Origin of the sequence: Rhizobium sp. NZLR1, assembly GCF_017357385.1 — a bacterium.
Classification (GTDB): Bacteria; Pseudomonadota; Alphaproteobacteria; order Rhizobiales; family Rhizobiaceae; genus Rhizobium.
In genome coordinates this window covers 530670-556444 of the sequence record NZ_CP071632.1, presented here as the reverse complement: position 1 = coordinate 556444, position 25775 = coordinate 530670, and the positions used below count along the sequence as shown (strand labels likewise).

General features: G+C 61.2%; 23 protein-coding genes and 1 tRNA gene. 11 read left to right on the top strand and 13 right to left on the bottom strand.

Going from position 1 to position 25775, the window contains the following annotated elements; translation table 11 throughout:
* Nucleotides 1-47 precede the first annotated feature (47 nt).
* The 7 genes from phoB to phoR all read right to left on the bottom strand — a co-directional run bounded on the left by phoB (nt 48) and on the right by phoR (nt 7960).
* Entirely contained in the window at nt 48-731 is a 684-nt protein-coding gene (phoB, locus tag J3O30_RS02785; RefSeq protein ID WP_007633570.1) for a phosphate regulon transcriptional regulator PhoB, read from the bottom strand.
* Between the two features lie 132 nt (nt 732-863).
* The gene (gene phoU, locus J3O30_RS02780; RefSeq protein ID WP_164006409.1) at nt 864-1577 is read right to left on the bottom strand and encodes a phosphate signaling complex protein PhoU; all 714 of its coding nucleotides are present in this window, start codon (nt 1575-1577) and stop codon (nt 864-866) included.
* Nucleotides 1578-1621: 44 nt separating this feature from the next.
* Nucleotides 1622-2437, bottom strand: a complete 816-nt coding sequence (pstB, locus tag J3O30_RS02775; RefSeq protein ID WP_007633576.1) for a phosphate ABC transporter ATP-binding protein PstB — start codon at nt 2435-2437, stop codon at nt 1622-1624.
* Between the two features lie 15 nt (nt 2438-2452).
* Nucleotides 2453-3772 (bottom strand): phosphate ABC transporter permease PstA, encoded by a 1320-nt coding sequence (gene pstA, locus J3O30_RS02770; protein ID WP_207582779.1) that lies wholly within the window; start codon nt 3770-3772, stop codon nt 2453-2455.
* The gene (gene pstC, locus J3O30_RS02765; protein WP_207582778.1) at nt 3769-5250 is read right to left on the bottom strand and encodes a phosphate ABC transporter permease subunit PstC; all 1482 of its coding nucleotides are present in this window, start codon (nt 5248-5250) and stop codon (nt 3769-3771) included. Before pstC ends, pstA begins: the two co-directional genes overlap by 4 nt.
* 137 nt (nt 5251-5387) lie before the next feature.
* Nucleotides 5388-6422, bottom strand: coding sequence for a substrate-binding domain-containing protein (locus J3O30_RS02760; protein WP_207582777.1), 1035 nt, complete (start codon nt 6420-6422; stop codon nt 5388-5390).
* Nucleotides 6423-6703: 281 nt separating this feature from the next.
* Entirely contained in the window at nt 6704-7960 is a 1257-nt protein-coding gene (gene phoR / locus J3O30_RS02755; RefSeq protein WP_246762713.1) for a phosphate regulon sensor histidine kinase PhoR, read from the bottom strand.
* A gap of 205 nt (nt 7961-8165) precedes the next feature.
* Between phoR and ppk2 the strand changes: the two genes are divergently transcribed.
* Nucleotides 8166-9047 (top strand): polyphosphate kinase 2, encoded by an 882-nt coding sequence (ppk2, locus tag J3O30_RS02750; protein ID WP_207582776.1) that lies wholly within the window; start codon nt 8166-8168, stop codon nt 9045-9047.
* Nucleotides 9048-9134: 87 nt separating this feature from the next.
* Here the strand turns inward: ppk2 and J3O30_RS02745 are convergent, their stop codons facing one another.
* Nucleotides 9135-10325: a regulator gene (locus tag J3O30_RS02745; protein WP_207582775.1), complete on the bottom strand. Its 1191-nt coding sequence runs from the start codon at nt 10323-10325 to the stop codon at nt 9135-9137.
* A gap of 286 nt (nt 10326-10611) precedes the next feature.
* Here J3O30_RS02745 and J3O30_RS02740 point away from each other — a divergent pair, with 286 nt between their 5' ends.
* Both J3O30_RS02740 and J3O30_RS02735 read left to right on the top strand, forming a co-directional pair.
* Complete coding sequence (locus J3O30_RS02740) at nt 10612-11571, top strand: nitronate monooxygenase family protein (RefSeq protein ID WP_207582774.1); 960 nt, start codon at nt 10612-10614, stop codon at nt 11569-11571.
* A gap of 121 nt (nt 11572-11692) precedes the next feature.
* Nucleotides 11693-11768, top strand: a tRNA-Thr gene (locus J3O30_RS02735).
* 209 nt (nt 11769-11977) lie between these two features.
* Here the strand turns inward: J3O30_RS02735 and J3O30_RS02730 are convergent.
* Both J3O30_RS02730 and J3O30_RS02725 read right to left on the bottom strand, forming a co-directional pair.
* Nucleotides 11978-12538, bottom strand: coding sequence for a hypothetical protein (locus J3O30_RS02730; RefSeq protein ID WP_207582773.1), 561 nt, complete (start codon nt 12536-12538; stop codon nt 11978-11980).
* A gap of 162 nt (nt 12539-12700) precedes the next feature.
* On the bottom strand, nt 12701-13117 hold the full coding sequence (locus tag J3O30_RS02725; RefSeq protein ID WP_207582772.1) for a hypothetical protein: 417 nt from the start codon (nt 13115-13117) through the stop codon (nt 12701-12703).
* 498 nt (nt 13118-13615) lie between these two features.
* On the opposite strand from J3O30_RS02725, the gene J3O30_RS02720 reads away from it, so the two are divergent.
* The gene (locus tag J3O30_RS02720; protein WP_207582771.1) at nt 13616-13993 is read left to right on the top strand and encodes a hypothetical protein; all 378 of its coding nucleotides are present in this window, start codon (nt 13616-13618) and stop codon (nt 13991-13993) included.
* A gap of 234 nt (nt 13994-14227) precedes the next feature.
* A complete protein-coding gene (locus J3O30_RS02715; protein WP_207582770.1) occupies nt 14228-15718 on the top strand; it encodes an MDR family MFS transporter in 1491 nt (496 codons plus the stop codon).
* 75 nt (nt 15719-15793) lie between these two features.
* Here J3O30_RS02715 and J3O30_RS02710 read toward each other — a convergent pair whose 3' ends face one another.
* Nucleotides 15794-16171, bottom strand: a complete 378-nt coding sequence (locus J3O30_RS02710) for a nuclear transport factor 2 family protein (protein ID WP_207582769.1) — start codon at nt 16169-16171, stop codon at nt 15794-15796.
* A gap of 124 nt (nt 16172-16295) precedes the next feature.
* Here J3O30_RS02710 and J3O30_RS02705 point away from each other — a divergent pair, with 124 nt between their 5' ends.
* Complete coding sequence (locus J3O30_RS02705; protein ID WP_207582768.1) at nt 16296-16757, top strand: MarR family transcriptional regulator; 462 nt, start codon at nt 16296-16298, stop codon at nt 16755-16757.
* A 20-nt stretch (nt 16758-16777) separates the two neighbouring features.
* Here the strand turns inward: J3O30_RS02705 and J3O30_RS02700 are convergent, their stop codons facing one another.
* Entirely contained in the window at nt 16778-18784 is a 2007-nt protein-coding gene (locus tag J3O30_RS02700; protein ID WP_207582767.1) for an ABC transporter ATP-binding protein/permease, read from the bottom strand.
* 265 nt (nt 18785-19049) lie between these two features.
* On the opposite strand from J3O30_RS02700, the gene J3O30_RS02695 reads away from it, so the two are divergent.
* Nucleotides 19050-19988: an IS110 family transposase gene (locus J3O30_RS02695; RefSeq protein WP_207580684.1), complete on the top strand. Its 939-nt coding sequence runs from the start codon at nt 19050-19052 to the stop codon at nt 19986-19988.
* A gap of 233 nt (nt 19989-20221) precedes the next feature.
* Here J3O30_RS02695 and J3O30_RS02690 read toward each other — a convergent pair whose 3' ends face one another.
* On the bottom strand, nt 20222-21121 hold the full coding sequence (locus J3O30_RS02690; RefSeq protein WP_207582766.1) for a GntR family transcriptional regulator: 900 nt from the start codon (nt 21119-21121) through the stop codon (nt 20222-20224).
* A gap of 298 nt (nt 21122-21419) precedes the next feature.
* Here J3O30_RS02690 and J3O30_RS02685 point away from each other — a divergent pair, with 298 nt between their 5' ends.
* The 4 genes from J3O30_RS02685 (at nt 21420) to J3O30_RS02670 (ending at nt 25686) form a co-directional block, all read left to right on the top strand.
* Nucleotides 21420-22922 (top strand): altronate dehydratase family protein, encoded by a 1503-nt coding sequence (locus tag J3O30_RS02685; RefSeq protein ID WP_207582765.1) that lies wholly within the window; start codon nt 21420-21422, stop codon nt 22920-22922.
* A 90-nt stretch (nt 22923-23012) separates the two neighbouring features.
* Nucleotides 23013-24032, top strand: coding sequence for an aldo/keto reductase (locus tag J3O30_RS02680; RefSeq protein WP_207582764.1), 1020 nt, complete (start codon nt 23013-23015; stop codon nt 24030-24032).
* Between the two features lie 9 nt (nt 24033-24041).
* On the top strand, nt 24042-24488 hold the full coding sequence (locus tag J3O30_RS02675) for an RbsD/FucU domain-containing protein (protein WP_207582763.1): 447 nt from the start codon (nt 24042-24044) through the stop codon (nt 24486-24488).
* Nucleotides 24489-24696: 208 nt separating this feature from the next.
* Entirely contained in the window at nt 24697-25686 is a 990-nt protein-coding gene (locus J3O30_RS02670) for an ABC transporter substrate-binding protein (protein ID WP_207582762.1), read from the top strand.
* Nucleotides 25687-25775 lie beyond the last annotated feature (89 nt).

The following is a 25775-nucleotide window of genomic DNA, read 5'->3' as shown; positions in this document are numbered from 1 at the left end:
CGGGTTAGGGTGAGGGGCAGAGCTTGCTCGACTTTATCGGAAACCCCTCAGGCTTCCATCGAATAGCCGGCGCCGCGGACGGTGCGGATGACGTCTTGCATGTTGGAGAAGTTCAGCGCCTTGCGCAGGCGGCCGACATGGACGTCGACGGTGCGTTCGTCGACATAGATATCGTGGCCCCAGACGCCGTCGAGGAGCTGCGAGCGGGAGAAGACTCGGCTCGGCGACGACATCAGGAATTCCAGCAGGCGGAATTCGGTGGGGCCGAGGCGGACTTCGCGGCTTTTGCGATGGACGCGATGGGTTTCGCGGTCGAGTTCGATATCGCCGCATTTCAGCACCGTCGACAGCACCTCGGGACGGGCGCGGCGTAGCATCGCCTTGACGCGGGCAACGAGCTCCGGGGTCGAGAACGGCTTGACGACGTAATCGTCGGCCCCGGTCGACAGTCCGCGGACGCGCTCGCTCTCTTCGCCGCGCGCCGTCAGCATGATGATCGGCAGACGTTCGGTTTCCGGCCGCATGCGCAGGCGCCGGCAGAGTTCGATGCCGGAGACGCCGGGCAGCATCCAATCGAGGATGAGCAGGTCGGGCGTGCGCTCCTGAAGCCTGATTTCGGCTTCGTCGCCACGAAGGATAGTATCGACCTCGAAGCCTTCCGCTTCGAGATTGTAGCGAAGAAGCACGCTCAAGGCTTCCTCGTCTTCAACAACTGCAACTCTCGGGATCATGCCTGTCGGTCTCCTCGCGCATGTTCCTTAAACCGGGGTGATTTAAGCAATGCATCCTGCGCAAATTCAGAAAGGTGGCTGCGACCTCTTTGCGCGCCCGGATGGGCGCGCACGCAACGGCTAGTATGGGCTTTATTCCGTGACCGCGCCGACGGTGTTGGCGCTGTCGTCTTTCGGACGGTCACCTTCCGGCTGTGCGCCGGTCGCCATGTAATAGATCGTCTCGGCGATGTTGGTGGCGTGGTCGCCGATGCGCTCGATGTTCTTGGCGCAGAAGAGCAGATGCGTGCAGCTGGTGATGTTGCGCGGATCTTCCATCATGTAGGTCAGCAGCTCGCGGAACAACGAGGTGTACATCGCGTCGATCTCGTTGTCGCGTTCACGGATCGCATTGGCCTTGTCGGCAGAGCGCGTCGTGTAGACGTCGAGCACTTCCTTGAGCTGGACGAGCGCCAGCTCGGACAGATGCTCGAGACCGCGGGCGAGCTTGCGCGGAACGCCGGTGCTCTGCACGGCGATGACGCGCTTGGCGGTGTTCTTGCCGAGGTCGCCGACGCGTTCGAGATCGGCGGCGATGCGGATCGAACCCATGATTTCGCGCAGGTCCGAGGCCATCGGTTGACGGCGGGCGATGGTAACGATCGCCTTGTCGCCGATTTCTCGCTCGGCGTGATCGAGGATCACATCGTCGGAGATGACCTTCTGCGCCAGCGCGGTATCGCCGTTGACGAGCGCCCGGACGGCCTCGCTGACCATCTGCTCGGCCAGGCCGCCCATTTCGGAAATCCGCCTGGACAGGAACTTCAGATCATCATCATAGGCAGAAAAAATATGTGTCGATGCCATGGGGCTTTATCCTCGAATAACGGGAAGGCTTGGTGTCGCCAAAATCAACCGAAGCGACCCATGATGTAGTCCTGGGTGCGCGGATCGTCGGGATTGGTGAACATCTTGTCGGTGTCGTTCTCCTCGACGAGATTGCCGAGGTGGAACATGGCGGTGCGCTGCGAGACGCGCGCGGCCTGCTGCATGGAGTGGGTGACGATGACGATCGTGTAGTTCTCGCGCAGTTCGTGGATCAGTTCCTCGACCTTGGCGGTGGCGATCGGGTCGAGCGCCGAGCAGGGCTCGTCCATCAGGATGACTTCAGGGCTGACGGCGACGGCGCGGGCAATGCAGAGGCGCTGCTGCTGACCGCCGGACAGGCCGGTGCCGGATTCATGCACGCGGTCCTTGACCTCGTTCCAGAGGCCGGCGCGCTGCAGGCTGGTCTCGACGATCTGGTCGAGATCGGCCTTCGACTTGGCAAGGCCATGGATGCGCGGGCCGTAGGAGACGTTTTCATAGATCGTCTTCGGGAACGGGTTCGGCTTCTGGAAGACCATGCCGACGCGGGCGCGAAGTTCGACGACGTCGATATCGGGATCATAGATATCGTCGGTATCAAGCGTGATCTTGCCGGTGACCCGGCAGCCGTCGATCGTGTCGTTCATGCGGTTTAGGCTCCGCAGGAAGGTCGACTTGCCGCAGCCGGACGGGCCGATCAGCGCGGTTACGGTGTTTTCGCGGATGTTCAGGTTCACATCGAAAAGCGCGCGCTTCTCGCCATAGTAAACCGAGACATCCTTGCCGATCATCTTATAAGGGACGTTGCTCATCTTCTGATCCAGCGCTTTTTCAACTGCAGCTTCCGTCAACATGTTCATGATGTGTAACTCCGTTTACCAGCGGCGCTCGAAGCGACGACGCAAGAGGATGGCGCCCATGTTCATGACGATCAGGAACAGGAGCAGGACGATGATGGCACCCGAAGTCCGCTCGACGAAGGCACGTTCGGCCTCGTTGGCCCACATATAGACCTGCACGGGCAGAGCCGTCGAGGGATCGAGCGGCGTCGTCGGCGCGTTGGCGACGAAGGCGACCATGCCGATCAGCAGCAGCGGCGCGGTTTCGCCGAGCGCATGCGCCAGGCCGATGATCGTGCCGGTGAGGATGCCGGGCATGGCGAGCGGCAGAACATGGTGGAACACCATCTGCATCTTCGAGGCGCCGAGGCCGAGGGCTGCGGCGCGGATCGACGGCGGCACGGCGCGCAGTGCGGCGCGCGTCGCAATGATGATCGTCGGCAGGGTCATCAACGTCAGCACCAGGCCGCCAACCAGCGAAGCCGAACGCGGCAGGCCGACGAAGTTGATGAAGACGGAAAGGCCGAGCAGACCGTAGACGATCGAGGGCACGGCGGCGAGGTTGTTGATGTTGACCTCGATCAGATCGGTCAGCTTGTTCTTCGGCGCAAACTCCTCGAGATAGATCGAGGCGGCAACGCCGATCGGCAGAGCGAGCACCAGCACGATCAGCATCAGGTAGAGCGAGCCGATGAGGGCGACGCCAAGGCCTGCGGCCTCCGGACGGCTGGAATTGCCGTTGACGAAGAGGCCGGTGTTGAACTGCTTGTGGAGAGCGCCGCTCGCCTTCAGCTCGTTCATCCAGCCAACCTGCTTGTCGTTGACCTTGCGGTTCTTCTCATCGACCGACAGGTCGATCTGGCCCTTGTTGGCGCTGTCGACATTGGCGTCGGCGAGCACGGTGACATTGACCGTCTTGCCGATGATCGACGGGTCGGCGACGACCATGTCGCGCAGTTGGACCGGCGCACCCTTGGAGAGCATGGCGGATGCATCGCGCACGTCGGGACGGCTTGCGGCATTGACGTTCAGCTGCTTGACGATCGCGTCGCGCAGGAGAACCGGGTAGTTGGCGGCGATCAGCACCGAAGCATCGGTCGCACGCTTATTGCTGGGGTCGATCGTCTTCTCGGAAAATTCGATCGGCAGGGTGATCGCCGTCTGCTGAAAGGCGGTGTAGCCTTTGCCGATCACCGTCCACAGCAGGATGAACAGGAAGATGAGGCCGAAGGAGATGGCGGCGATGCCATAGGCCTGGAACCGGCGTTCGGCGGCGTAGCGGCGCTTGATGCCGATATCGCGGCGCGTGGGCGCCTTGGAAACGGTTATCCCGGCGGGAGAAACAATATCCGTCATTCGTACTGCTCCCGGTATTTGCGCACGATGTAGAGCGCGTAGATATTGAGGCAAAGCGTGATGCAGAACAGCGTGATGCCAAGGGCGAAGGCAACCAGCGTCTGCGGCGAGGTGAACTCGAGGTCGCCGGTGAGCTGATTGACGATCTTGACGGTCACCGTCGTCATCGGCTCGAAGGGGTTGATCTGGATGCGGGCGGCGACACCGGCGGCCAGCACGACGATCATAGTTTCACCGATGGCGCGCGAGGCGGTCATCAGCAAGGCGCCGACGATGCCGGGAAGGGCTGCGGGCAAGACCACTTTCTTGATGGTTTCGGAGCGTGTGGCGCCAAGACCGAGCGAACCGTCACGCAGCGTCCGCGGCACGGCGGTGATGATATCGTCCGACAGCGAGGAGACGTAGGGGATCAGCATGATGCCCATGACGATGCCGGCGGTCAGAACGCTCTGCGCCTGAATGAAGTTGGTGTAGTTGCCGGAGAGCAGGCCGCTGATCTGAGCCGAGAAATCGCGCAGGAACGGGCCGACGGTGACGAGCGCAAAGAAGCCGTAAACGATCGTCGGAATGCCGGCGAGCACTTCGAGCAGCGGCTTAGCGATCCCGCGCAGCTTCGGCGAGGCGTATTCGGCCATGTAGATCGCGGCAAACAGGCCGACCGGTACGGCAACCAGCATGGCGACCATGCCGATATAGAGCGTGCCGAGCAGCAGCGGGATAAGGCCGAACTGACCGAAGGACGAGCTGCCGGCTCCGGCAAAACGCGGGTCCCAGACGGTGCCGAAGAAGAAATCGGCGGCGGGAACGGCGGCAAAGAAGCGGGCGGCTTCCGACAGCATCGAGAATACGATGCCGATCGTCGTTAGGATAGCAATCGAAGAGGCGAGTAGCAGGCCCCAGAGCATGAAACGCTCAACCCGATTGCGGGCGCGGAAGCGCGGGGCGATGGCGCGCAGCGCATAGAAGGCGCCGGCAATGGCGAGGATGAAGACGACCGCCGTCATGGCGAGGCGGCTCGTCATGCTCTTGGCGTTGAGCGTCTTGGCTGCGTCGAGCATGTAAGGCAGCGGCTGGCCGGCAAGCGGCACACCCTTTTCGCTGAGCTTGGCCTGCAGGGCGGCCGGATCGCCGGCGACCGCTGCGGTTTCATCCGAGGTCAGCATCGTCAGGCCACGGGCGACCGTCGCCACCATGGAATAGCCAAGATCCTGCTCGACGGCGGCTTGAGCCTTGACATCGGCGGGGAAGTGGCTGCGAACCGAGGACTGGATGATGCCGGGGCTGACCGAGAGCCAGACGCAGAGCGCGAGGAGAGCAGGGAGAACCGCCCAGATCGCCGCATAGGCGCCGTAATAGACCGGCCGTGAATGCAATGCGGAGGACCGGCCCCCGGCAAGTGCCGTGGCCCGACTGCGCGCGACCAGATAGGCGGCGGCACCGATCACCACAAGGCACAGAAGTATGACGGATGTGCTCATTCGTTACGTCCCCAGGCCATAGCCCCAAAAAGCCCAATCATGCGGAATGAATTCAACCCTGCAGCGGAAATGTCGGCGCGCCCAGGGTTTAAGGCAATGCCGGCGCGGGCCTTTAGAGCGCCGCGCCGGCAAAGTCATTACATAGCCTTGCCGGCTTCGACTTCCTTGCGGATCGCATCACGCTCGGCATCCGGAGCGGCAACCAGGCCGTATTCGACGAGCGGGCTGTCGGGGCCGATCATCTGGTCGGATACGAAGAAGTTGACGTATTCCTTCAGGCCCGGAACGGCGCCGAGATGTGCCTTCTTGACGTAGAAGAACAGCGGGCGAGAAACCGGATAGGTGCCGTTGGCGATCGTTTCGGTGGACGGAACGATGCCGCTCATGCTGGCAACCTTGAGCTTGTCAGCGTTGTTTTCATAGAAGGAAAGGCCGAATACGCCGACGCCGGTCTTGTTGGCGGCGATGCGTGCCAGGGTTTCCGGATAGTCGCCGTCGATGTCGACAGCAGCGCCGTCCTTGCGGACTGCGACGCAGGCCTTGCCCTGGGCAGCCTTGTCGGCGATTTCCTTGGCGATGACGTCGACGGCACCGGCGGCCTTGCAGCCGGCGGCGAGAACGTTCTGTTCGAAGACTTCGCGGGTGCCGTGCTTTTCGCCCGGGATATAGGCAGCGATATCAACAGCCGGAAGCTTCGGGTTGACTTCCGACCACTTCTTGTAAGGGTTGGCGACGAGCTTGCCGTCGACGACGACCTGGGCTGCGAGGGCCTTGTAGATGTCTGCGGGAACGTAGGCAACATCCGGGTTGGAAGCGTCGGTTGCGAAGACGATGCCGTCATAACCGATCTTGACTTCCTGAATGTCGGTGACGCCTGCAGCCTTGCAGGCTTCGGCTTCGTTCTTGTTGATCGGACGCGAAGCGTTTGCAATGTCGATGGTGTCTTCGCCAACGCCCTTGCAGAATTCCTTCAGACCAGCGCCCGTGCCGCCGGATTCAACGACCGGCGTCTTGAAGTTGGTGAAGGTTTCGCCGAAGGACTCGGCAACGATCTTTGCGTAAGGCAGGACGGTGGACGAACCAGCAACCTGAATCTGGTCGCGGGCGACGGCAGCGCCAGCGAAAGCAGCGGTTGCAGCGAGCGCGGCAACGGTGAGCTTGAAGGTGTTCATTAGAAATCTCCCGGCATTTGGGCTTGTGTGAGTGCGGCCTTTCGAGAGGCCCTCGCAGTGCCTTTTTTCATCGGCGGGACTCTCTTAGCGCTGTAAGCACCGTCCTTTTATGTCAAATCGGTGAAACATTTGTGACAGTTTATCTCGTTGATTCTAAAAGCATATTTTCAGCGCTGCCGAGTGCTTGTGTCGGTCACGCTATGAACTTCGAGCCCGCCTCAACCTTATGTTGCAAAAAACCGCTGGAACATCGTTACTTAGGGGACAGGCAGCGTATCGCCTTAAAACCGCACGGTGAAATCGGTACCCTTGCCGACTTCCGATTTGACGATCAGTCGCGCCCGGTGGCGGGTGAGGATGTGCTTGACGATGGCAAGGCCGAGGCCGGTGCCCTTTTTCGAGCGGCTGTCCTCGATGCTGACGCGATAGAAGCGCTCGGTCAGGCGCGGCACATGCTCGGCCGGGATGCCCGGGCCCTTGTCGACGATGCTGACCTCGACCGGCTGGCCGGCGCCGTTCTTCAGCCAGACATCGACGATCTTGCCCTCCTGGCCGTATTTGCAGGCGTTTTCCATCAGGTTTTCGAACACCTGGACGAGTTCGTCGCGATCGCCCAGCACCTCGACCTTGCCGTCGGGCAGATGCAGGTTGATGTCGACGCCGACATCCCTGGCCAGCGGCACCAGCGCGTCTCTGACGTGGCCTAGCAGCGGCACCAGGTCGATCTTCTCATCCGGGGCGATGTGCGATTTCAGCTCCAGCCGCGAGAGCGACAGCAGGTCGTCGACCAGCCGGCTCATGCGTGTCGTCTGATCGAACATGATGGCGAGGAACCGCGCCTGCGCCTTCAGATCGTTCTTTGCCGGCCCCTGGATGGTCTCGATGAAGCCGCGCAGCGACGCTAGCGGCGTGCGCAGCTCGTGGCTCGCATTGGCGACGAAATCCGACCGCATGCGATCGATGCGACGAACCTCTGAAATATCGCGGAAGGAGAGGATGAAATAGCGCTCATGCGGCCCGCCATCTGCCGAAAATTCAACGGGGGCGCTGCGGACGATATAGACACGTTCGGAGGGCAGCCGCTCGGCATGCTCGATCTGGTTCGGGGCGTTGGTGGCGATGGTTTCGCGCACCATGTCGAGCACGCCGGGCGAACGCAGGCGGGCCGATATATGGGCGCCGAGCGCCACCTCGCCGAAGGCCTTTTCGGCAGCCCGGTTCTGAAAGAGCACCGAGGCATCGTCCGACAGCACCATGACCGGGATATCGAGGCCGGCGAGCGTGGCGGACACTTCCGGCAGGCGGCTTGGCAGCACCTCCGGCTTGATCTCAACCGGCTCGACCGGCTCTGCCTTGATATCAGGCGCCTCGTTGAAAAGCGCGGTGACGATCATCACAAGCAGGAGGATGAGCACCACCCACTTGTTCATGCCGGCGGCAAGCGTGACGAGCGCACTGAGGATCGCCGCCAGCAGCACCGGCCGTTCGCGCCGGATGCGCGCCGACAGGCTTTTTCTCCATGGAATTTCGTCTTGCAAGTGCCCTCGCGGCGTCGATTCGTTTTTCTTGATATTGAACTCTGCCTGATAGCGCCAATTCATGACAGTAGTTTTCGGGCTGCCGCTCCGATGTGAAAGGCGGTCGGCGAAACCCACAAAAAACACCGGCCGAACGCGAAAGATTTGATTTTCAACGGTAACTATGCTCGCCTGCGGGAAAGAAGCGATCGCTAAGGAGGAGCATATGGCCGAGACCGTCGAAAGCAGGGCTGTGGAGCTGGATATCCGCGGCAAGAAGCGCACCTTCGATGTCGACAATCCCGTCCTGCCAGACTGGGTGGAGGAACACGCACTGGCTTCCGGCGGCTTTCCCTACAAGAAGAAGCTCAAGGAAGAGGATTATCTGGAGCAGCTGGAAAAGCTGCAGGTGGAACTCGTCAAGGTACAGTTCTGGCTGCAGGCATCAGGCAAGCGGGTGATGGCGCTGTTCGAAGGGCGCGACGCTGCCGGCAAGGGCGGCGCGATCTCGGCCTCCTCAGCGCATATGAACCCTCGTCTTGCACGCGTCGTGGCGCTGACCAAGCCGACCGAGCGCGAACAGGGACAATGGTATTTCCAGCGTTATGTCGCCCAGTTTCCAACCGCTGGCGAATTCGTGCTGTTCGACCGCTCCTGGTACAACCGCGCCGGCGTCGAGCCGGTCATGGGCTTCTGCACGCCGCAGCAATATGAGGATTTTCTCAAACAGGCGCCGCAGCTCGAAAAGATCATCGCCCATGAAGGCATCTTCTTCTTCAAATTCTATCTCGATATCGGCCGCGAAATGCAGCTGAAGCGTTTTCACGACCGCAGGCACGATCCGTTGAAAGTCTGGAAGCTGTCGTCGATGGACATCGCGGCGCTGACGAAATGGGGCGATTATAGCGAAAAGCGCGACCGGATGCTGAAGGAAACCCATACGGATTTCGCGCCCTGGACGGTGATCCGCGCCAACGACAAGCGGCGGGCGCGCCTCGAACTCATCCGCCACATGCTGAACCGGATGGATTATGACGGCAAGGACAAGACGGTGCTCGGCATGGTCGATGAGGAGATCATCGGCTCAGGGCCTGGCTTCCTGAAATAAGGTTTCCTGAAACAGGCGGCGGGCGGAAAGCCATCGGCGCCATCGGCTTCGCCGAGGCTGGCGCCACCGGCTTTGCCGGGGCTGAGATCACTGCCCCGGCAGGATGCGGATCGCGAAGAGGTTGATGCCGCGCGCCTTGCCGTCGAGATCGCTGTTGATCGTCAGCGTGCCCGGCGCATTCGGCGCCAGCGAGCGATCGAATTTCACCTGCAGCAGCGCATCCGACTTTTCGCGGGTGACGTTGAAGCGATGGCGGGGGCAATTGCCGAGCGACTGGAAATTGCATTCGACGGTGACCTGCGTTGGCTCGTCGGTGGTCGATTGCAGCGTCAGCGCGATCGTCGAGGATTTGCCGGCAAGCTGCTGCAGCACCGTGGCGGGAACGCTGATCGAGATATTGCCGTCGGCTGCGCCGCTCTCAGAAATCAGGCGGATGGCGGGGCCGTCATTCTCGGTGATCTTTTCGGTGCGCGCCCGCGGACCGCTCTGGATCTTGTCGGCCTCTTCGGGTTTGAACAGCGGGATCCAATCGGCCGAAAAGCTGTTCTGCGGATCGATGGTCACCGGCTCGTCGGTGTGAGGAGCGGCATTGTCGTCATTGCCGGTGAAATCCTCGGGCTGGGTGCTGGCCGGCGGATTGGCGACGCTGGTGTCGCGCTCGGCCGCCGTCAGCAGCAGGCCCGACGTATGCGCCCACCAGGCGCCGATGCCGATGAAGGCAAGCAGGACGCACCAGACCAGCAGCCTGGAAAAGAATTTGCGCGGCTTGCGGCGGCCTGCCGCCCGTTCCGGGCGGAAATCCATATTGGTGGCGCGCTGGCCGCGGCTAAGCCGCTCCTCGCCGACGGGCGCGGCAGCCAGGTGATCGGCACTGCCCGCATGCACGTCGTCGAGACTGAAATCGTCGCTGCGGCCGTGGGCCACTTCGGGGGCGCGGGTCTCGCCTGCGGCCACGGGGCTGTCGATGAGGTTGTCGATATCGGCCACATCACCCTTGTGAATGGGCGGCGCCGGCATTTCCACAACAGGCGGCACGGGCACTTCAGGCGGCCTCTGGCGTGGGTGAAGGCGGTCGCGCTCCTCGCCTTCGATGGCGTGGATGGTGCTTTCCAGGCGATGGCGGTGATGGGCAACGACCTCGGTATCGGTGATATCCTGCTTGCGCAGGCCGGCTTCAAGCGCCTGGCGGGCCGACTGATAGATCCTCGCTCGAACCTCCGGATTGTCGCGATCGGAATTCTCGAGCGCTGTTCTGATGGCCGTTTCTAATCCGCTCACATTCAGTCCTTCACCTTGAACCCGGCATCGGACTGCAATCCCCGCCGTTCTCCATCAAAATTCGGTAGCGGCAAGCGCGGCAAACCGCAAGCCTTGCAGGCCCGGCTGCGGTTCATCGGCGGGATTATTGCCGAGTTTCACCGCTTACGGGGCCTATTTTATTAGCTTTCCCGGACGTATATATTCGGGCTGAAATCGACGAAGGCATGGCAGCCGCTCTTTTATCGCGTTTTCTTCTCTGTTAAGAGGTTGACGTTTTCGTAAACGTCAATGGAAGCGATGAAGCATGGCCCTGCCCCCGATCCTCAAAGACAAATTGAGACTGCCGGTCATCGGCTCGCCGCTGTTCATCATCTCGCATCCGGCGCTGACGCTGGCGCAATGCAAGGCGGGCGTCATCGGGGCGTTTCCGGCACTGAACGCCCGGCCGGCAAGCCAGCTCGACGAATGGCTGGCCGAGATCACCGAAGAGCTTGCCCGCCACGACGCCGCCCATCCCGAAAGGCCGGCTGCCCCCTTTGCCGTCAATCAGATCGTCCATATGTCGAACAAGCGGCTGGAGCACGATCTGTCGCTCTGCGTCAAATACAAGGTGCCGATCGTCATCTCCTCGCTCGGCGCGGTGCCTGAGGTCAATGCGGCTGTGCATTCCTATGGCGGCATCGTACTGCATGACATTATCAACAACCGCCACGCCCATTCGGCAATCCGCAAGGGGGCCGACGGGCTGATCGCGGTGGCGGCCGGGGCCGGCGGCCATGCCGGCACGCTGTCGCCCTTTGCGCTGATCCAGGAAATCCGCGAATGGTTCGACGGGCCGCTGCTGCTGGCCGGTGCGATTTCCACCGGCGGCGCCATTCTCGCAGCAGAAGCGATGGGCGCCGACATGGCCTATATCGGCTCGCCCTTCATCGCCACGCAAGAGGCACGCGCCACCGAAGCCTACAAGCAGGCGATCGTCGAAAGTGCCGCGGCCGACATCGTCTATTCCAACTATTTCACCGGCGTGCACGGCAACTATCTCAAGCCCTCGATCGTCGCCGCCGGCATGGACCCCGACAACCTGCCCGCAGCCGATGTCTCGAAGATGGATTTCGAACAGGCGGTCGGCGGCGCCAAGGCCTGGAAGGACATATGGGGCAGCGGCCAGGGCATCAGCGCCATCAAGGCCGTCGAGCCGGTGGCCAACCTCGTCGACCGGCTGGAGGCCGAATACAAGGCCGCTCGCGCCCGGCTTAGCCTCTGAACCGGCTCTCCCCGCCGCTGCCCTCTTTTTTGCCAAAGGCATGACAGGGCGCTTGAAATCTTCGGACAATGGCTGTATCAGCGCCATGCAAATCGTAGGCCGCATGCTTCGGCCGTGAGATGCCGCTTTAGCTCAGGTGGTAGAGCACATCATTCGTAATGATGGGGTCGCAGGTTCGAGTCCTGCAAGCGGCACCATTTTTCTCTCAGATTTCAACATGTTATTGAGATAATGCGCCGAAGTACGGTGAGGCCTTTTCTGCGGGCAGCATCTGGGCAGCACGCATGTAAATGGCATTCGCGGCCGAATAAGACGAGTGTGAGCCTCCACCACGGAACTCAAGTCTCCTCCAGTCGGAAGTTTCGCAACCGCTGCCATAAAGGTGTTCAGCTAGAGGGACAATAGCTCAGAACCCTTCCTCCATGGAACAGGAATAGGTGCTATGATCACCGTAGTCGGTGATCCATCCTCGGTCATCAATGGGCTCGTTCTGTCCAGATCCGGAAAGTACTTTGAGGTCCCTTCCCGTGCGCTGCAGGATGTTGTCATGCAGCGTCTTTGCTTTTTCCGGGAACGAAAAGTAGTAGTAGAAGGGCGACATGCAGCCGCCGCCAGCATCGAGAGCGTAGATCGGCATGCTGAACTGGGTGTATCTGCTTCCGAAGAATTCACCACTTGTAGCGACATTTATTAGCGGCATGTCATTCGAAGTGCATGTCGCCGTTATCTTTCTTTCCATCGTCTTGAGGCTTGCTTTGGCCTCGTCTGGAATGGCGACGGTGATATTGATCGCCTGATCATCGGCGTAATATGATATTGCCCCTTCTGTGAAGGCGCATTTGAGCGGATCTGGAAAGACTTTCTCTGCCCATTTATCTGCCGCAATCCTCGAAGTCGGAAGAAGAACGGCGGTCGAACATAAAACCGCAACCGACAAGCCCTGCAAACTGAAGAGAAATGAAAACATTTGAAATAGCCCCAAACCCGCTCGCAAGTTGCATGGTATCGGGAGATTTTCAACTATCGTTTCTGCGAAAAACTTCAGCAAGGCTTCCGGTGAAGCTCTTACGCAAATGCAAATGACCGAGGAGGATATGGCCCATCCGGCGGCGCAGGCATAACCCCGTCATCATTTGATAGCCCACTTGAAAAACCGCCTCAAAACGTCATGGAGAATCAGAAAGGAACACATGCTGATCCAGCCGCCCCAAAGGCAAATCAGATAAAACGCGCCAAATCTGAAATGACCAAATAGCTCGGTCCCGCCTCGGCACTTCGCGTTGGTACATGTGGTGATTTGACCCATGCCATATGCAGCTAGCGCAACTAGAGCCAGACCTGAAAGCGCAATGCCTAACGCCTTGGCGGTTGAAATCTGCGGGTCAGGTTTGCGTTTAATCTGGCGCGAGTAGATGAAATAGATTGCTAAACAGGCGCACGGAAGAGCCGTCGCCAGTGAGGCTGACAGCATCGAAACGGCCGTCTGATCTACCAGGATCGAGAAAACGTTCGCCCAAATATAAGCAAAAATAGGGACGCAAAGCATTGAGGTCTCCCAGCTTTTTGGGCCAGGTTTATAGAACTCCTGGAAGACAATGACGAAATGGCACGCCAGCGCGAAGAGCGCTGGAAGTAGTGGGAACTCCCATCGTAAAATAAGCAATCTCAACAATCTGAAAGCTACCTAGCGCTCTGCCGAAAATGAGGCGATGATGCGTTAAAGAAATGTCCCCTGTCCAGGAGCCACCTTGAATTTCCGGTTTAACTAGACGGCAGTGGCTAGGACCTCGACGACGGGCCGCATCAGCAGAGCAAGACAAACAGCAATTAATCGATAGAGCGGCAAAGAAGGGCACCTTGAATATGGGCGGGCCACATTAGCAGTCGCCGAAAAGAAAACAATCGGCGCGCGAATTTATCCGAATTTTCCCACCTTGCACCGATGCCCCCGCTTATACCGTCAACAACCTGAAAATCGCGACATTGCAGGAACAATGCCGCCGCCGAGCTGGTTCCCCCTGAGTCAACAAGCATGGAGAACATTATGTCCTGCAAATTCATCGCGATATCGCTACTTTCGATCGGTCTTGCCGGCACGGCGCTGGCGCAGACGACGGGTGGAGCAGATTCCAGTGGGCGGCTGTCGGTGGCGCCGATCATTGGCGGATCGGGGAGTTCGGGTGCGGGTTCGGCCGGTGCCGGTTCTGGCAGCACTGGTTCGGCGGGCAGCGGTTCTGTCGGGACCGATCCCGGCACCACCGGCAGCACGAGCGGCGGCACCACCGGCAATGGCGGCGTCGAGTTGAATAGCGGCCGCAGCACGATCAATCCCGGCGGCGTCAATCCGGATCTCAAGCCGACGCCGGGTTGCACCGCCGGTTCCGCGAATACCGGCTCGGGCAGCGAGGCCTGCCCGCAATGAGGATGAAGCGGATGTCCGCCTGACCTCTTGACAGGATGAAGGCCCGGCCCGCCGGCCCTCGCTTCGGCCGTCGCGGCTGCGAAATCACGTGAAAATAAGAGCCGCGAGAACGGCTTTACGACTCGCGCTTGCGGACGTAAAACTACCCATCACTCCGCAAGCGGCGCATCGCCCCACATCCCAGCCAGCCTGCCGACATTCCCGGCATCTGCGGAGCACCCGAAGAGGATCGTCATGTCGAATGCAGCGCAACGCTCGAACCGCGTGCTTATCGTCGCCACCATCATGGTCGCGACCTTCATGGTGGCGATCGAGGCAACGATCGTGGCAACCGCGATGCCGCGCATCGTCGGGCAGCTCGGCGGTTTTTCCTATTACAGCTGGGTGTTTTCGGCCTTCCTGCTGGCGCAGTCGACGACGACCGTGATCTACGGCAAACTCTCCGACATCTTTGGGCGCAAGCCGGTGCTGATCGGCGGCATCCTGATTTTCCTTCTGGGCTCTTTGCTCTGCGGCTTTGCCTGGTCGATGATGTCGCTGGTGCTGTTCCGGCTGTTGCAGGGGCTGGGTGCGGGCGCGATCCAGCCGGTGACGATGACCATCATCGGCGATCTCTTCAAGCTCGAGGAGCGCGGCCGCGTTCAGGGTGCAATGGCGACCGTCTGGGCGACGTCGGCCGTCGTCGGGCCGCTTGCCGGCGGCATCATCGTCGACAATATCTCCTGGGCCTGGATCTTCTGGATCAACCTGCCGATCGGCATTATCTCGATCATCGCCTTCATGGTCTTCCTCAAGGAGGACGTGGCGCACAAGCAGGCAAAGATCGACTACCTCGGATCGGTACTGTTTTCGATCTCGATCGTCGCGCTCCTGGTCATGCTGACGGAAACCGATGCGAGCGCCTGGATCCTGCTGTCGCTTTTCGCCGTCTTCATCGTCTCGGGCATTCTCTTCCTCGCCCAGGAGAAGCGGGCGCCGGAGCCGATTATTTCGATCCCGCTCTGGAGCCGCCGCTTGATCGCCACCAGCAATGCGGCGACGCTGCTGGCCGGCATGGCGCTGATCGGGCTTTCGACAATCCTGCCGCTCTATGTGCAGGGCGTGCTCGGCCGCTCGCCTCTTGTCGCCGGCTTCACGCTCACCATGCTGGTCGTCGGCTGGCCGCTGGCCGTCATGCTCTCCAGCCGCTTCTACAAAGCCTTCGGCATCCGCCGGACGCTGCGGGTCGGCAGCCTGCTCTTTCCGTTCGGCGCCTGTTTCCTGTTGTTCCTGACACCTGAGAGTTCGCCGGCGCTTGCCGGCGCCGGCTCCTTCTTCATGGGCTTCGGCATGGGTCTGATCAGCCTCACCAGCATCGTGCTGGTGCAGGACAGCGTCGAATGGTCGATGCGCGGCAGCGCCACCGCCTCGATCATCTTTGCCCGCAGCCTCGGCAATACGCTCGGCGCCACCGTGCTCGGCGCCATTCTCAATGCCGGCATCAACCATTATGCAGGCGGCGAGGCGGCGGCCGGCCTGCGCGAGGCGCTGAACCAGCCGACCGGGCTTTCTGCGCTCGCCGCCGACCCGGCGATCCGCTCGGTCTTCAACGCAGCCCTGCACTGGAGCTTCTGGGGCGTGGTCGTCGTCGCGGTGCTGACCTTCTTCACAACGTGGCTGATCCCGGTCGGATCTAGTCGGAGCCAAAAGGGCGCGGCAGTTGCAAGCGAGGCGGCCTCGCATTAGGCGGTTCGGCTGGGCCGCCGAGGGATCGATGGTCGTCCCCGGCATAGTCAGTACAAGCTTACAGAGCATGCGGGCTTACAAGGCATCCTGGATATCGAAGCGAATAATCCCATCGCCTGCGATGCGGAAGATATGCGTCACGGTCTTGTCCTTCAGGCCGTGGGTCTGCCCCTCAAGCGGCCGGCCATCAAGGTCGAAGACCGACTGGATCACCTCGACAGCGACGGCGCCATCTTCGGTTTTTTCGAATGCGACCGGCTCGACGTGCGGGCTGATGACAGCCCACTGCCTTGTCCAATAGTCGCGCACGGCCTCACGACCATGGATATGGCCGCCATCCATGCCGTTGGCCCAGGCGACATTATCGGACAGCACGGCAAGGACCGCGTCGATATCTCTCGCATTGAAGCTGGCATAGATGCGCTTGATCATCTCAACATCATTTTGCGACATATCGGTTCCCTCCGTGGAAATTGAAACATTCGCTGTCGAAACGGCATTGTCGAACGCCGTGCATGAATATATATATGTACGTATATATCTTGCAGTCAAGCGCGTGGGAAAAAGGGTAAATGGAATGGACGAAGACGTGCTGTCGACGCCGGGGCATCTCATCAGTCTCGCGGCGCGGGGGTTTGCGCGGCTCAGCGAGTCACGCCTCAAACCGCTCGGTTTCGGTGTTGGCCAGTTGCCGGTGCTGGTGGCGCTGCAAGATGGCAAGGCAAGCACGCAGCGCGATCTCGCCCGCTTTGCGAGGACAGAGCAACCGCCGATGGCGCAGATGCTTACCCGCATGGAGCGGGATGGCCTGATTGCGCGGACACGCGACCCGGCTGACGGGCGCAGCAGCCGCATCGTGCTGACGAAGGCTGCACAAGAAGCCATGCCGGAGGCGATTGCCGCCTTGTTCCAAGGGAATAACGAGGCATTGGCAGGGTTTACGGATGCGGAATCGGCACAGCTTGTCGATCTGCTCAAGCGGCTGATCGAAAATCTGGATCGGATTGCCAGCGCGGAGGTTCCCTTGCGCGACCGATGAATTCTGCGCCCAAGCGGACGTCATTTCTCATTCCGCGGCTGCGCCGCCTTGTTCGCGGCCGTGCCGGCCTTCGGCAGGGAGCGGCGGTTCTCCAAAACGCGTGACAATAAGGTCCGCTTTCTCTTGCGCTTGATCAGATCGATATCGCTGACCAGCTTTGCTCCGCCCTCGCGCCGCTCCAGGGTGATCTTGCGGCTATGGAAGACTTCGAGTTCGGCGCGATGTGCGACACTGATGATGGTCACCTCTGGCAATTCTTGGATCACCATCTGCATCATCTTGTCCTGGCTCTTCTCATCGAGTGCCGAGGTTGCTTCATCCAGCACGATGATATCGGGGGTGTGCAGCAGGAGACGCGCAAAGGCGAGCCGCTGCTTTTCGCCGCCCGACAAGGTCTGGTCCCAGGGCGCGTCTTCCTCGATCCTGTCGTTCAGATAATCCAGTCCCACCTTGGCGAGGGCCTCCTTGATCTTATCCAGCGTCCAGCTATCGGCGGCGCCGGGATAGGCGACGGCGCGGCGAAGCGTGCCCGACGGGATGTAGGGCCGTTGCGGCAGCATGAACAAGCGTCGGTCGGCGTGGAAATTGACGCTGCCGTCACCCCAGGGCCAAAGACCGGCGATCGCCCGCACCAGCGTGCTCTTGCCCGACCCGGATTCGCCGGATACGAGCACCCGCTCGCCGGGTTCGATCGCCACCTGGGTTTCCGTGACCACGGCGGTGCCGTCGTCAAGCGACACCGAGAGATCGTTCAGGCTGAGCATCGCCTCGCCCTCCGTCTCGCCGCGCTTGATGCGCCCGAGCGCGTCGCTCTGTTCGGCCCGCTCCAGCCCGTCGAGCGACATCATCAGCGAAGCGATGCGCCGTGCACAGGCGTTCCAGTCGGCAAGACGGGGATAGTTATCGACCAGCCATCCGAACGCGCCCTGGACGATGGCGAAAGCAGACGCAGCCTGCATGACCTGTCCGAGCGTCATGCTGCCTTCGAGAAACTTCGGAGCGCACAGCAAGACCGGCACGACGGGAGCAATCAGCATCGATCCATGCGACACAAGCGTTGTGCGCATGTGCTGGCGGGCAAGCAGCGCCCATTGCCCGAGCACATTGGTGAAGGTTTTGTTGAGGTCGTTGCGCTCCTCCTCTTCGCCGCCGAGCAATGCGATGCTCTCGCCGTTTTCGCGCACATGCGTCAGCGTGTAGCGAAATTCGGCTTCGGTTTGATTTTTAGCCTCGGAGACCTGGACGAAATGCCGGCCGATGACCGCCATCGAACTGGAGGTAATCGCGGCATAGAGAACCGCAGTGACGACGAGAAAGCCGGGAATGGTGACGGTGAAACCTGCGATCGGCAGCGTCAACGCCCCGCCGATCGTCCAGAGCACGACGATGAAGGTCGAAGCCGCCAAGAATGCGGAAATGACCCCGGCGATGAAATCGACAGGGGCTTCGGTGGCAATCCGCAAATCCTCCGAAATGCGCGCTTCGGGGTTCTTGTGGTCACCGCCGATCAGGTTCAACTGATAATAACGGCCGTTTGCCAGCCAGCGCCCGATGACGGCGGTCGTCAGCCAGGAACGCCAGCGGCGCTGGATCATCATGCGCAGGGCGACTTGTGTGGTGACAACGGCGACGGTGCCGAGCACCAGCGGCAGGAAGACGGCGCTGAGGAAATAGACGGTGCCGGCATCGTGTCGCTCTATGGCGTCAAAGATCCCGCGGTTCCACAGATTGATTCCATACTGGAAACCGACATTGATGCCGATCAGCGCCAGCAGCCCGAGTGTGCACGGCCAGGCGAGCCTGTCACCGCCGCGGCTCCAGTAGTGGCGGGCGCTGATCCAGAAACGCTTGAGCAAATACTTCTTGCGTGCCTGCTCGGCCTCCTCGGGCGTCAGTTCCGGACTGGGTTCGATGACATCTGGCGGCGGCACGACCTCGACAGTCGATGCCTTCTCGTCGAGCGACGCCTCGGAACCCTGCGGTTCGGTGCCGTCGACCGATATCGGATTAAGTTTAGCGCCGGTCATAAGCACGACAACGGCTTACAGATCGAAAGGTTTCATGATGCCGACGTTTGGCGTTGTGCCGTTTGGGCTCCTTGTATCTGCACGTTAGAGATTTTGTGCGATGGAAGCGATTGAGCCTCTGGCCGGGTGGCCACCCGGCCAGAGGCGTGACGAAGTCGCCCGTTCCCCCTCTGGTTACAACCGTGGATGAGCCTGGGATCTTCGTCATCGTCACGTACGACCGAATAGTCGCTTGGTTCCAATCGCACGCACAAGGCAGGTTACCGTGAACAGAGTTATATGTGGAGTGGATGTTTCGAAGGACTGGCTGGATGCGTCTATCCGCCCGTCCGGGACGTTTGAGCGTTTCAGCAATGACGCCACCGGCATCGGCGCGCTGGCCGATCTTTGCCGGGCCGAGAATGTCGAGCTCGTCGTCATGGAGGCTTCCGGCGGTTACGAGCGGACGGCCTTCCTGTTGTTGTGGGAGATGGGGATCGCCTGCGCCTTGGCTAATCCGCGCCATGTGCGCCGGTTTGCCGAAGCCATGGGCTTTCTGGAAAAGACCGACCGCATCGATGCGGCGATGATCGCCCATTATGCCGAAACCAAGCGGCTGGCTGCCCTGCCGCCGCCGAAAGCCGCGCAGATGCGGCTGTCGGCGCTGATGGCGCGGCTGTCCCAGGTCACGAGTGACCTGACCGTCCAGAGGCAGCGCCGCAGTGCGGCCCGCGATCATCAGAGCGTGGCAAGCCTCAACGAGGTGATCGCGCTTCTGGTGCGCCAGAGCCGCACCCTCGAAGGCGAGATTGCCTCGATGATCGATGACGATCCGCTCTGGGCCTGCCTCAACCAGGCCTTTCGCTCGATCAAGGGCGTGGCCAACCGTACCGTTGCCCGGCTGATGGCCGAATTGCCTGAGATCGGCCGGATCTCCAACAAGGCGATCGCCAAGCTGGCCGGCCTTGCGCCGATTGCCAACGACAGCGGCAAACGCAGCGGACATCGGCCGGTGCGCGGCGGGCGCTCCGGACCACGCGCCATTCTGTTCCTGGTTGGCGCCATCGCAGCCCGACACAATCCGCATCTGGCGGCATTCCAGCAAAGGTTGCAAAGCCAGGGCAAACCGAAAATGGTCATCCGCATCGCGCTCGCCCGAAAACTCCTGGTCATTCTCAATGCAAAAGCACGAGATGCGCGAAGAGAATTCGAACATGCAACTTGACAGCCCAGATAGTCGCTCATCCGACCCTGCGGGCCACCTTCTCCCCGCTGGGGAGAAGAGGGGAGCGAGGCGCGCCGACACTGCCCAAATGAAGCCGCCCGTTCAAAGGCACTCCATCCATTGGGATCGATGGCGAAGCGTCATTCTCCCTCTTCTCCCCTCGGGGAGAAGGTGGCCCGAAGGGTCGGATGAGGGGGCTGCACGGCACGACCTTTGTCGATTTTCGCTTACGCTCAGCTGCTCTCCGTCGCCATCTGCGGCAGGGATTGCAGCAGGGTCTGGCGGGCGGAGCGCAGGTGGATGCGGCAGGCGGTTTCGATCGCCGCCTGGTCACCGGATTCAAGCGCTGCGATATAATCCAGATGTTCGTGGATGGCGCGCTCGTTGCGCTCGCGGGCAGCGGTCTTGTTCCATTGGTAGTGATAATGGAAGACGATGGCGATGGCGTCGTAGAAATCGGCGATGAAGCGGTTCTTCGAGGCGCGGTGGATCAACAGGTGGAAGCGCTCGTCGAGAACGGAGAAATCCCTGTAGCGCTGGTTGATGTCGGCAAGCATGGCGTGATGGTCGTCGCGGATGGCGGCGAGATCGGCCCAGGCCTGGCTATCCCTGGCAAGCCGGCCGAATTCGGCGGCGGAATGCAGCTCGAACATCTCGCGCACATCGGCAAGTTCGAGGGCGAATTCGCGGGTAAAACCCTTGAGCGTCCAGTGGCTGTTCGGCCGTTTCTCGATCAGGCCGAAGCGGGAGAAGCGGATCAGGAATTCGCGCACGCTTGTTGTGCCGGTGCCGATCTCGCGGGCAAGCTCTAGCTCGTTGATCTGCATGCCGGGGGCTGCATCATCGGCGAGGATGCGCTGCATGAAGCTGCGCTCGATGATATCATGCAGGGAGTCGGTTTCCTCCGAGGGAAAAAGGTCGCGGTCGGTGGGTTGGCGCAGCACGGTCTTCTGGCGCTTGTTCCAGCGGATGATGCCTTCCTCGCTGAGACGGGTGAGGATGGCGCGCGCCGTCGAGCGGCTGACGCCGAGCTGGGCGGCGATCTCGGGTTCCGAGGGCAGCGCGGTATCCGTGCGCAGGGCCACGGCATACCTGTTGTAGGCTTCCTTGAAGACCGTATTCTGCCTTGCCACCAGACCCCGCTTTCCGCCCTCGTGTCAGCTTTGCCGCCCTCGCTTGAAAGCAGGACGGCGCCCGACCGGGGCTTGTTCAAACGACCTTTTAGCTTATTTCCGGTCGCCTGCGGCTCATTGCCTCCCTCGTCCACAGGATCAATATTCCCGTTGACTTGAAAATGTTTATTGTAGATAAAAAACAAAATCAATGCGCATTCGCCGATGCAGCGAGCGTTTCCTAAATTCGATAGTTGGAGCATGATGTCGTCCGAAAACCACTCACGCTTTTCGGCATCACGCTCTGGGGAGAAGAGACTTGGACAAACTGCCTTGGATCATCCTGTCGGCCGGTGACAATGTCGCGGTCGCAACGGCGGCCATCGCGCCGGGTTCGACGGTTGCCGGCATTGAAACCCGTGAAAAAATCGATCCCGGCCACAAGGTGGCGATCGCCGATATTCCGCTCGGCGCCGCCGTGGTGAAATATGGACAGGCGATCGGCCGCACGACGGCCGACGTCAAGGCCGGCGACCATGTGCACAGCCACAACCTGCATTTTGAAAACGACCGGCTGGCGGCGACTGCCAATTCGGCACCGGAAATGGCGACGAGCGAGGACAGGGCGCGCACCTTCATGGGCTATCGCCGTGCCGATGGGCGGGCTGCCACCCGCAACTATATCGGCATCATCGCCAGCGTGAACTGTTCCACCACGGTCTGCCGGGCGATCGCCGACGAGGCCAATCGGACGATCCTGCCGCATTACGAAGGCATCGACGGTTTCGTGCCGATCGTGCACGACCAGGGCTGCGGCATGAGCTCGACCGGCGACGGCATGAACGTGCTGCATCGCACGCTTGCCGGCTATACCAGGCATGTCAATTTCGGCGGCGTGCTGATGATCGGCCTCGGCTGCGAAGTCAACCAGCTGACGCTCTACGGCCAGAGCGGCGCCGGCGCCTCGAAGCGGCATTTCAACATTCAGGATGCCGGCGGCTCACGCCGCGCGGTCGAGCGCGCCATGGGCATGCTGCGCGAAATCGCCGCCGATGTCGGCAAGGAAACGCGTGTGCCGATGTCGATCGGCGAGATCATCATCGGCCTGCAATGCGGCGGCTCGGATGGCTTTTCCGGGATCACCGCCAATCCGGCGCTGGGTGTCGCGGCCGATCTGCTGGCGGCGGCCGGCGGCACGGCAATCCTGTCCGAGACCTCGGAAATCTATGGCGCCGAACACCTGCTGCGCAGCCGCGCCGTCAACGACGAGGTGGCCAACAAGCTCGACGAGAAAATCGCCTGGTGGGAAGATTACGTCGCTCTGCACGGCGCCTCGCTCGACAACAACCCCTCGCCCGGCAACAAGCGCGGCGGCCTCACCACCATCCTGGAAAAGTCGCTGGGCGCGGTTGCCAAGGGTGGGCGCTCGCCGCTGACGGCGGTCTACGGTTATGCCGAGCGAGTCACCGCCCCCGGCCTCGTCTTCATGGATACACCCGGCTACGACCCGGTCTCGGCGACCGGTCAGGTGGCGGGCGGGGCGAATATGATCGCCTTTACCACGGGCCGCGGCAGCTGCTTCGGCTGCCGGCCGGCGCCATCGCTGAAGCTTTCCAGCAATTCGGCGCTCTACGCCTCGATGGAAGAGGACATGGACATCGATTGCGGCACGATCGCCACCGGCGACGCGACGATCAGCGGCAAGGGCCGCGAGATCTTCGAACTCATCGTCGACACGGCCTCCGGCAAGAAGACCAAGAGCGAGCTCTTCGGCTACGGCGACAATGAATTCGTGCCGTGGCATCTGGGGGCGACGCTCTAATCCTTTGTTTTATGCAAATTCCGGACGGAAAACCGCTTCGCACTTTTCCTGGAATTGCTCTGAAATCCCAAGACTTGGCGAGGAGGCATGATGAAGACGAGACGGATCGGCAAAACCAAGCTCGAGGTGACCGAAATCAGTTTCGGCGCGGCAGCGCTCGGCGGTCTTTACCGCGTCTGCCCGCGCGAGGTAGCGATGGAAACGCTGCAGGCGGCCTGGGACAGCGGCATCCGCTATTTCGACGTGGCGCCCTGGTATGGGCTCGGCCTTGCCGAACGCCGGGTCGGCGATTTCCTGCGCGACCAGCCGGACGGCAGTTACGTACTGTCCACCAAGGTCGGCCGGCTGCTTCGGCCGGTGCCGACCGGAACCGTGCCCGATTACAGCTATGTCGATCCGCTCTCTTTCGATGCCGATTACGACTATTCCTATGACGGCATCATGCGCTCGGTCGAGTTCAGCTATGCCCGCCTCGGCCTCAACCGCATCGATATTCTCTATGTGCACGATATCGGCGTCTATACACATGGCGCGGCGAAGAACGCCGTCTATCAGAAGCAGCTTCTCGATTCCGGCATCAAGGCGCTGGAAGAACTGCGCTCCTCAGGCGCGATCTCGGCCTTCGGCCTCGGCGTCAACGAAGTGCCCGTCTGCCTCGACGTCATGCGCAATGCCGATCTCGACTGCATCCTGATGGCCGGCCGCTACACGCTGCTCGACCGTTCGGCGGTCGCCGAGCTCTTGCCGCTCTGCCGGCAGAAGGGCACGTCGCTGGTCGTCGGCGGCGTCTTCAATTCCGGCATTCTCGCCACCGGTCCGGTGCCGGGCGCGCATTTCGACTATATGCTGGCAGATGACGACGTGCTTGCCAAGGTCGGCGCCATGGAAGCGATCGCCAAGCGCCACGGCGTGCCGCTGGCAGCGCCCGCCCTGCAGTTTCCGCTGCTCGAACCGATCGTCGCATCGGTGCTGATGGGTACCGCCAAGCCGTCGAGCCTGATCCGCAACATGGAAATCGTCGAACCGCGGCTTGCCGATGAGATCTATGCCGAATTCGAACCCTATACGCTGGTCGCGCCGCCGCTCGGCGCCGAAGCTGTCCGCGTCTGAGGAGACACTATGCTCAAGGGTATTCATCCGCTGCTCGGCCCCGACCTGCTTCACGCGCTGAAGACCATGGGACATGGCGACGACATCGTCATATCGGACGCCAATTTCCCCTCGGGCTCGATGGGCCCGCCTGTCATTCGCGCCGACGGCGTCAGCGCCACTGATATGGCCGAAGCGATCCTCGCCCACATGCCGCTCGACACCTTCGTGCCGGAAGCGGCGTGGCGGATGGAGGTGGTCGGCGACCCGCACGCCGTGCCGGAGGTCTGCGCCGAGTTCCAGCAGATCGTTGCCAGGCGCGCCGGCGATTTTCCGATCGTACCGGTGGAGCGTTTCGCCTTCTACGCGATGGCCCGCAAGGCCACCTATATCGTCGCGACGACGGAATTCCGGCTGTACGGAAACCTGATTTTGAAAAAGGGCGTCGTGCATCCGCATGAGGTCGATCTGGACTGATACCTATTTTAGGTTATCGTGGTATTGGAATAAAATCAGTTGCTTGGGGGGAATTTACCAAAGCAAAAAAGCCAGTTTGACGCTCTTGCAATTTGATTGCGCCTCGGCTAGCTTCTCCCTGCAAATGTTTTTTATCGATAAAAATCGTCCGCCTGCGTTCAGCGGCCGATTTATTCGGAGGAGAACGCATCTTGAGAGGAGAACCCTTATGACTATCGTGAAATCCCTTCTGTCCCGTCGCGCCTTTACGGCGCTTGCCGGCGCTGCCGTTATCGCCACGGCGATGCCGGTTACGTCCTTTGCCGCCGACGTGACGATCCCGATCATCGTCAAGGACACGACGTCCTTCTACTGGCAGATCGTTCTGGCCGGCGCCCGCAAGGCAGGCCAGGATCTCGGCGTCAAGGTGCCGGAACTCGGTGCCCAGGCTGAGTCCGACGTCAACGGCCAGATCAGCATTCTTGAGAACGCCGTTGCCGGCAAGCCGGCCGCCGTCGTCATTTCGCCGACCGAATTCAAGGCGCTTGGCAAGCCGATCGATGAAGCCGCCAAGTCGGTTCCGATCATCGGCATCGACTCGGGTGCCGACTCCAAGGCGTTCAAGTCGTTCCTGACGACCGACAACGTTCAGGGCGGCCGTATCGCCGCCGATGGCCTGGCAGCCGCCATCAAGGGCATGACCGGCAAGGAAGAGGGTGAAATCGTCATTCTTACCAACCTTCCCGGCGTCGGCTCGCTCGAGCAGCGCCGCGAAGGCTTCCTGGATCAGGTGAAGACCAAGCATCCGGGCCTGAAGGTCATTGCCGACAAGTACGGCGACGGCCAGGCAACGACCGGCCTCAACATGATGACCGACCTGATCACGGCTAACCCGAAGCTCGTCGGCGTCTTCGCCTCGAACCTGATCCTGGCGCAGGGCGTCGGTCAGGCGATCGCCGAAAACAAGCTCGGCGACAAGATCAAGGTCATCGGCTTCGACAGCGACGACAAGACCGTCGGCTTCCTCAAGGACGGCGCCATTGCCGGCCTCGTCGTTCAGGACCCCTACCGCATGGGTTATGACGGCGTGAAGACCGCGCTTGCCGTCTCCAAGGGCGAGAAGGTCGAAGCCAATGTCGACACCGGCGCCAACCTCGTCACCAAGGCGAATATGGCCGATCCGAAGATCGACGCGCTGCTGAACCCGAAGATCAAGTAAGCAAGACAGACAGGCCGCGCCGGCTTCAAAAACCGGCGCGGCTTTTTCCATCCATGTTATGGTTACCAGGGGCCATGCTATGGTTACCA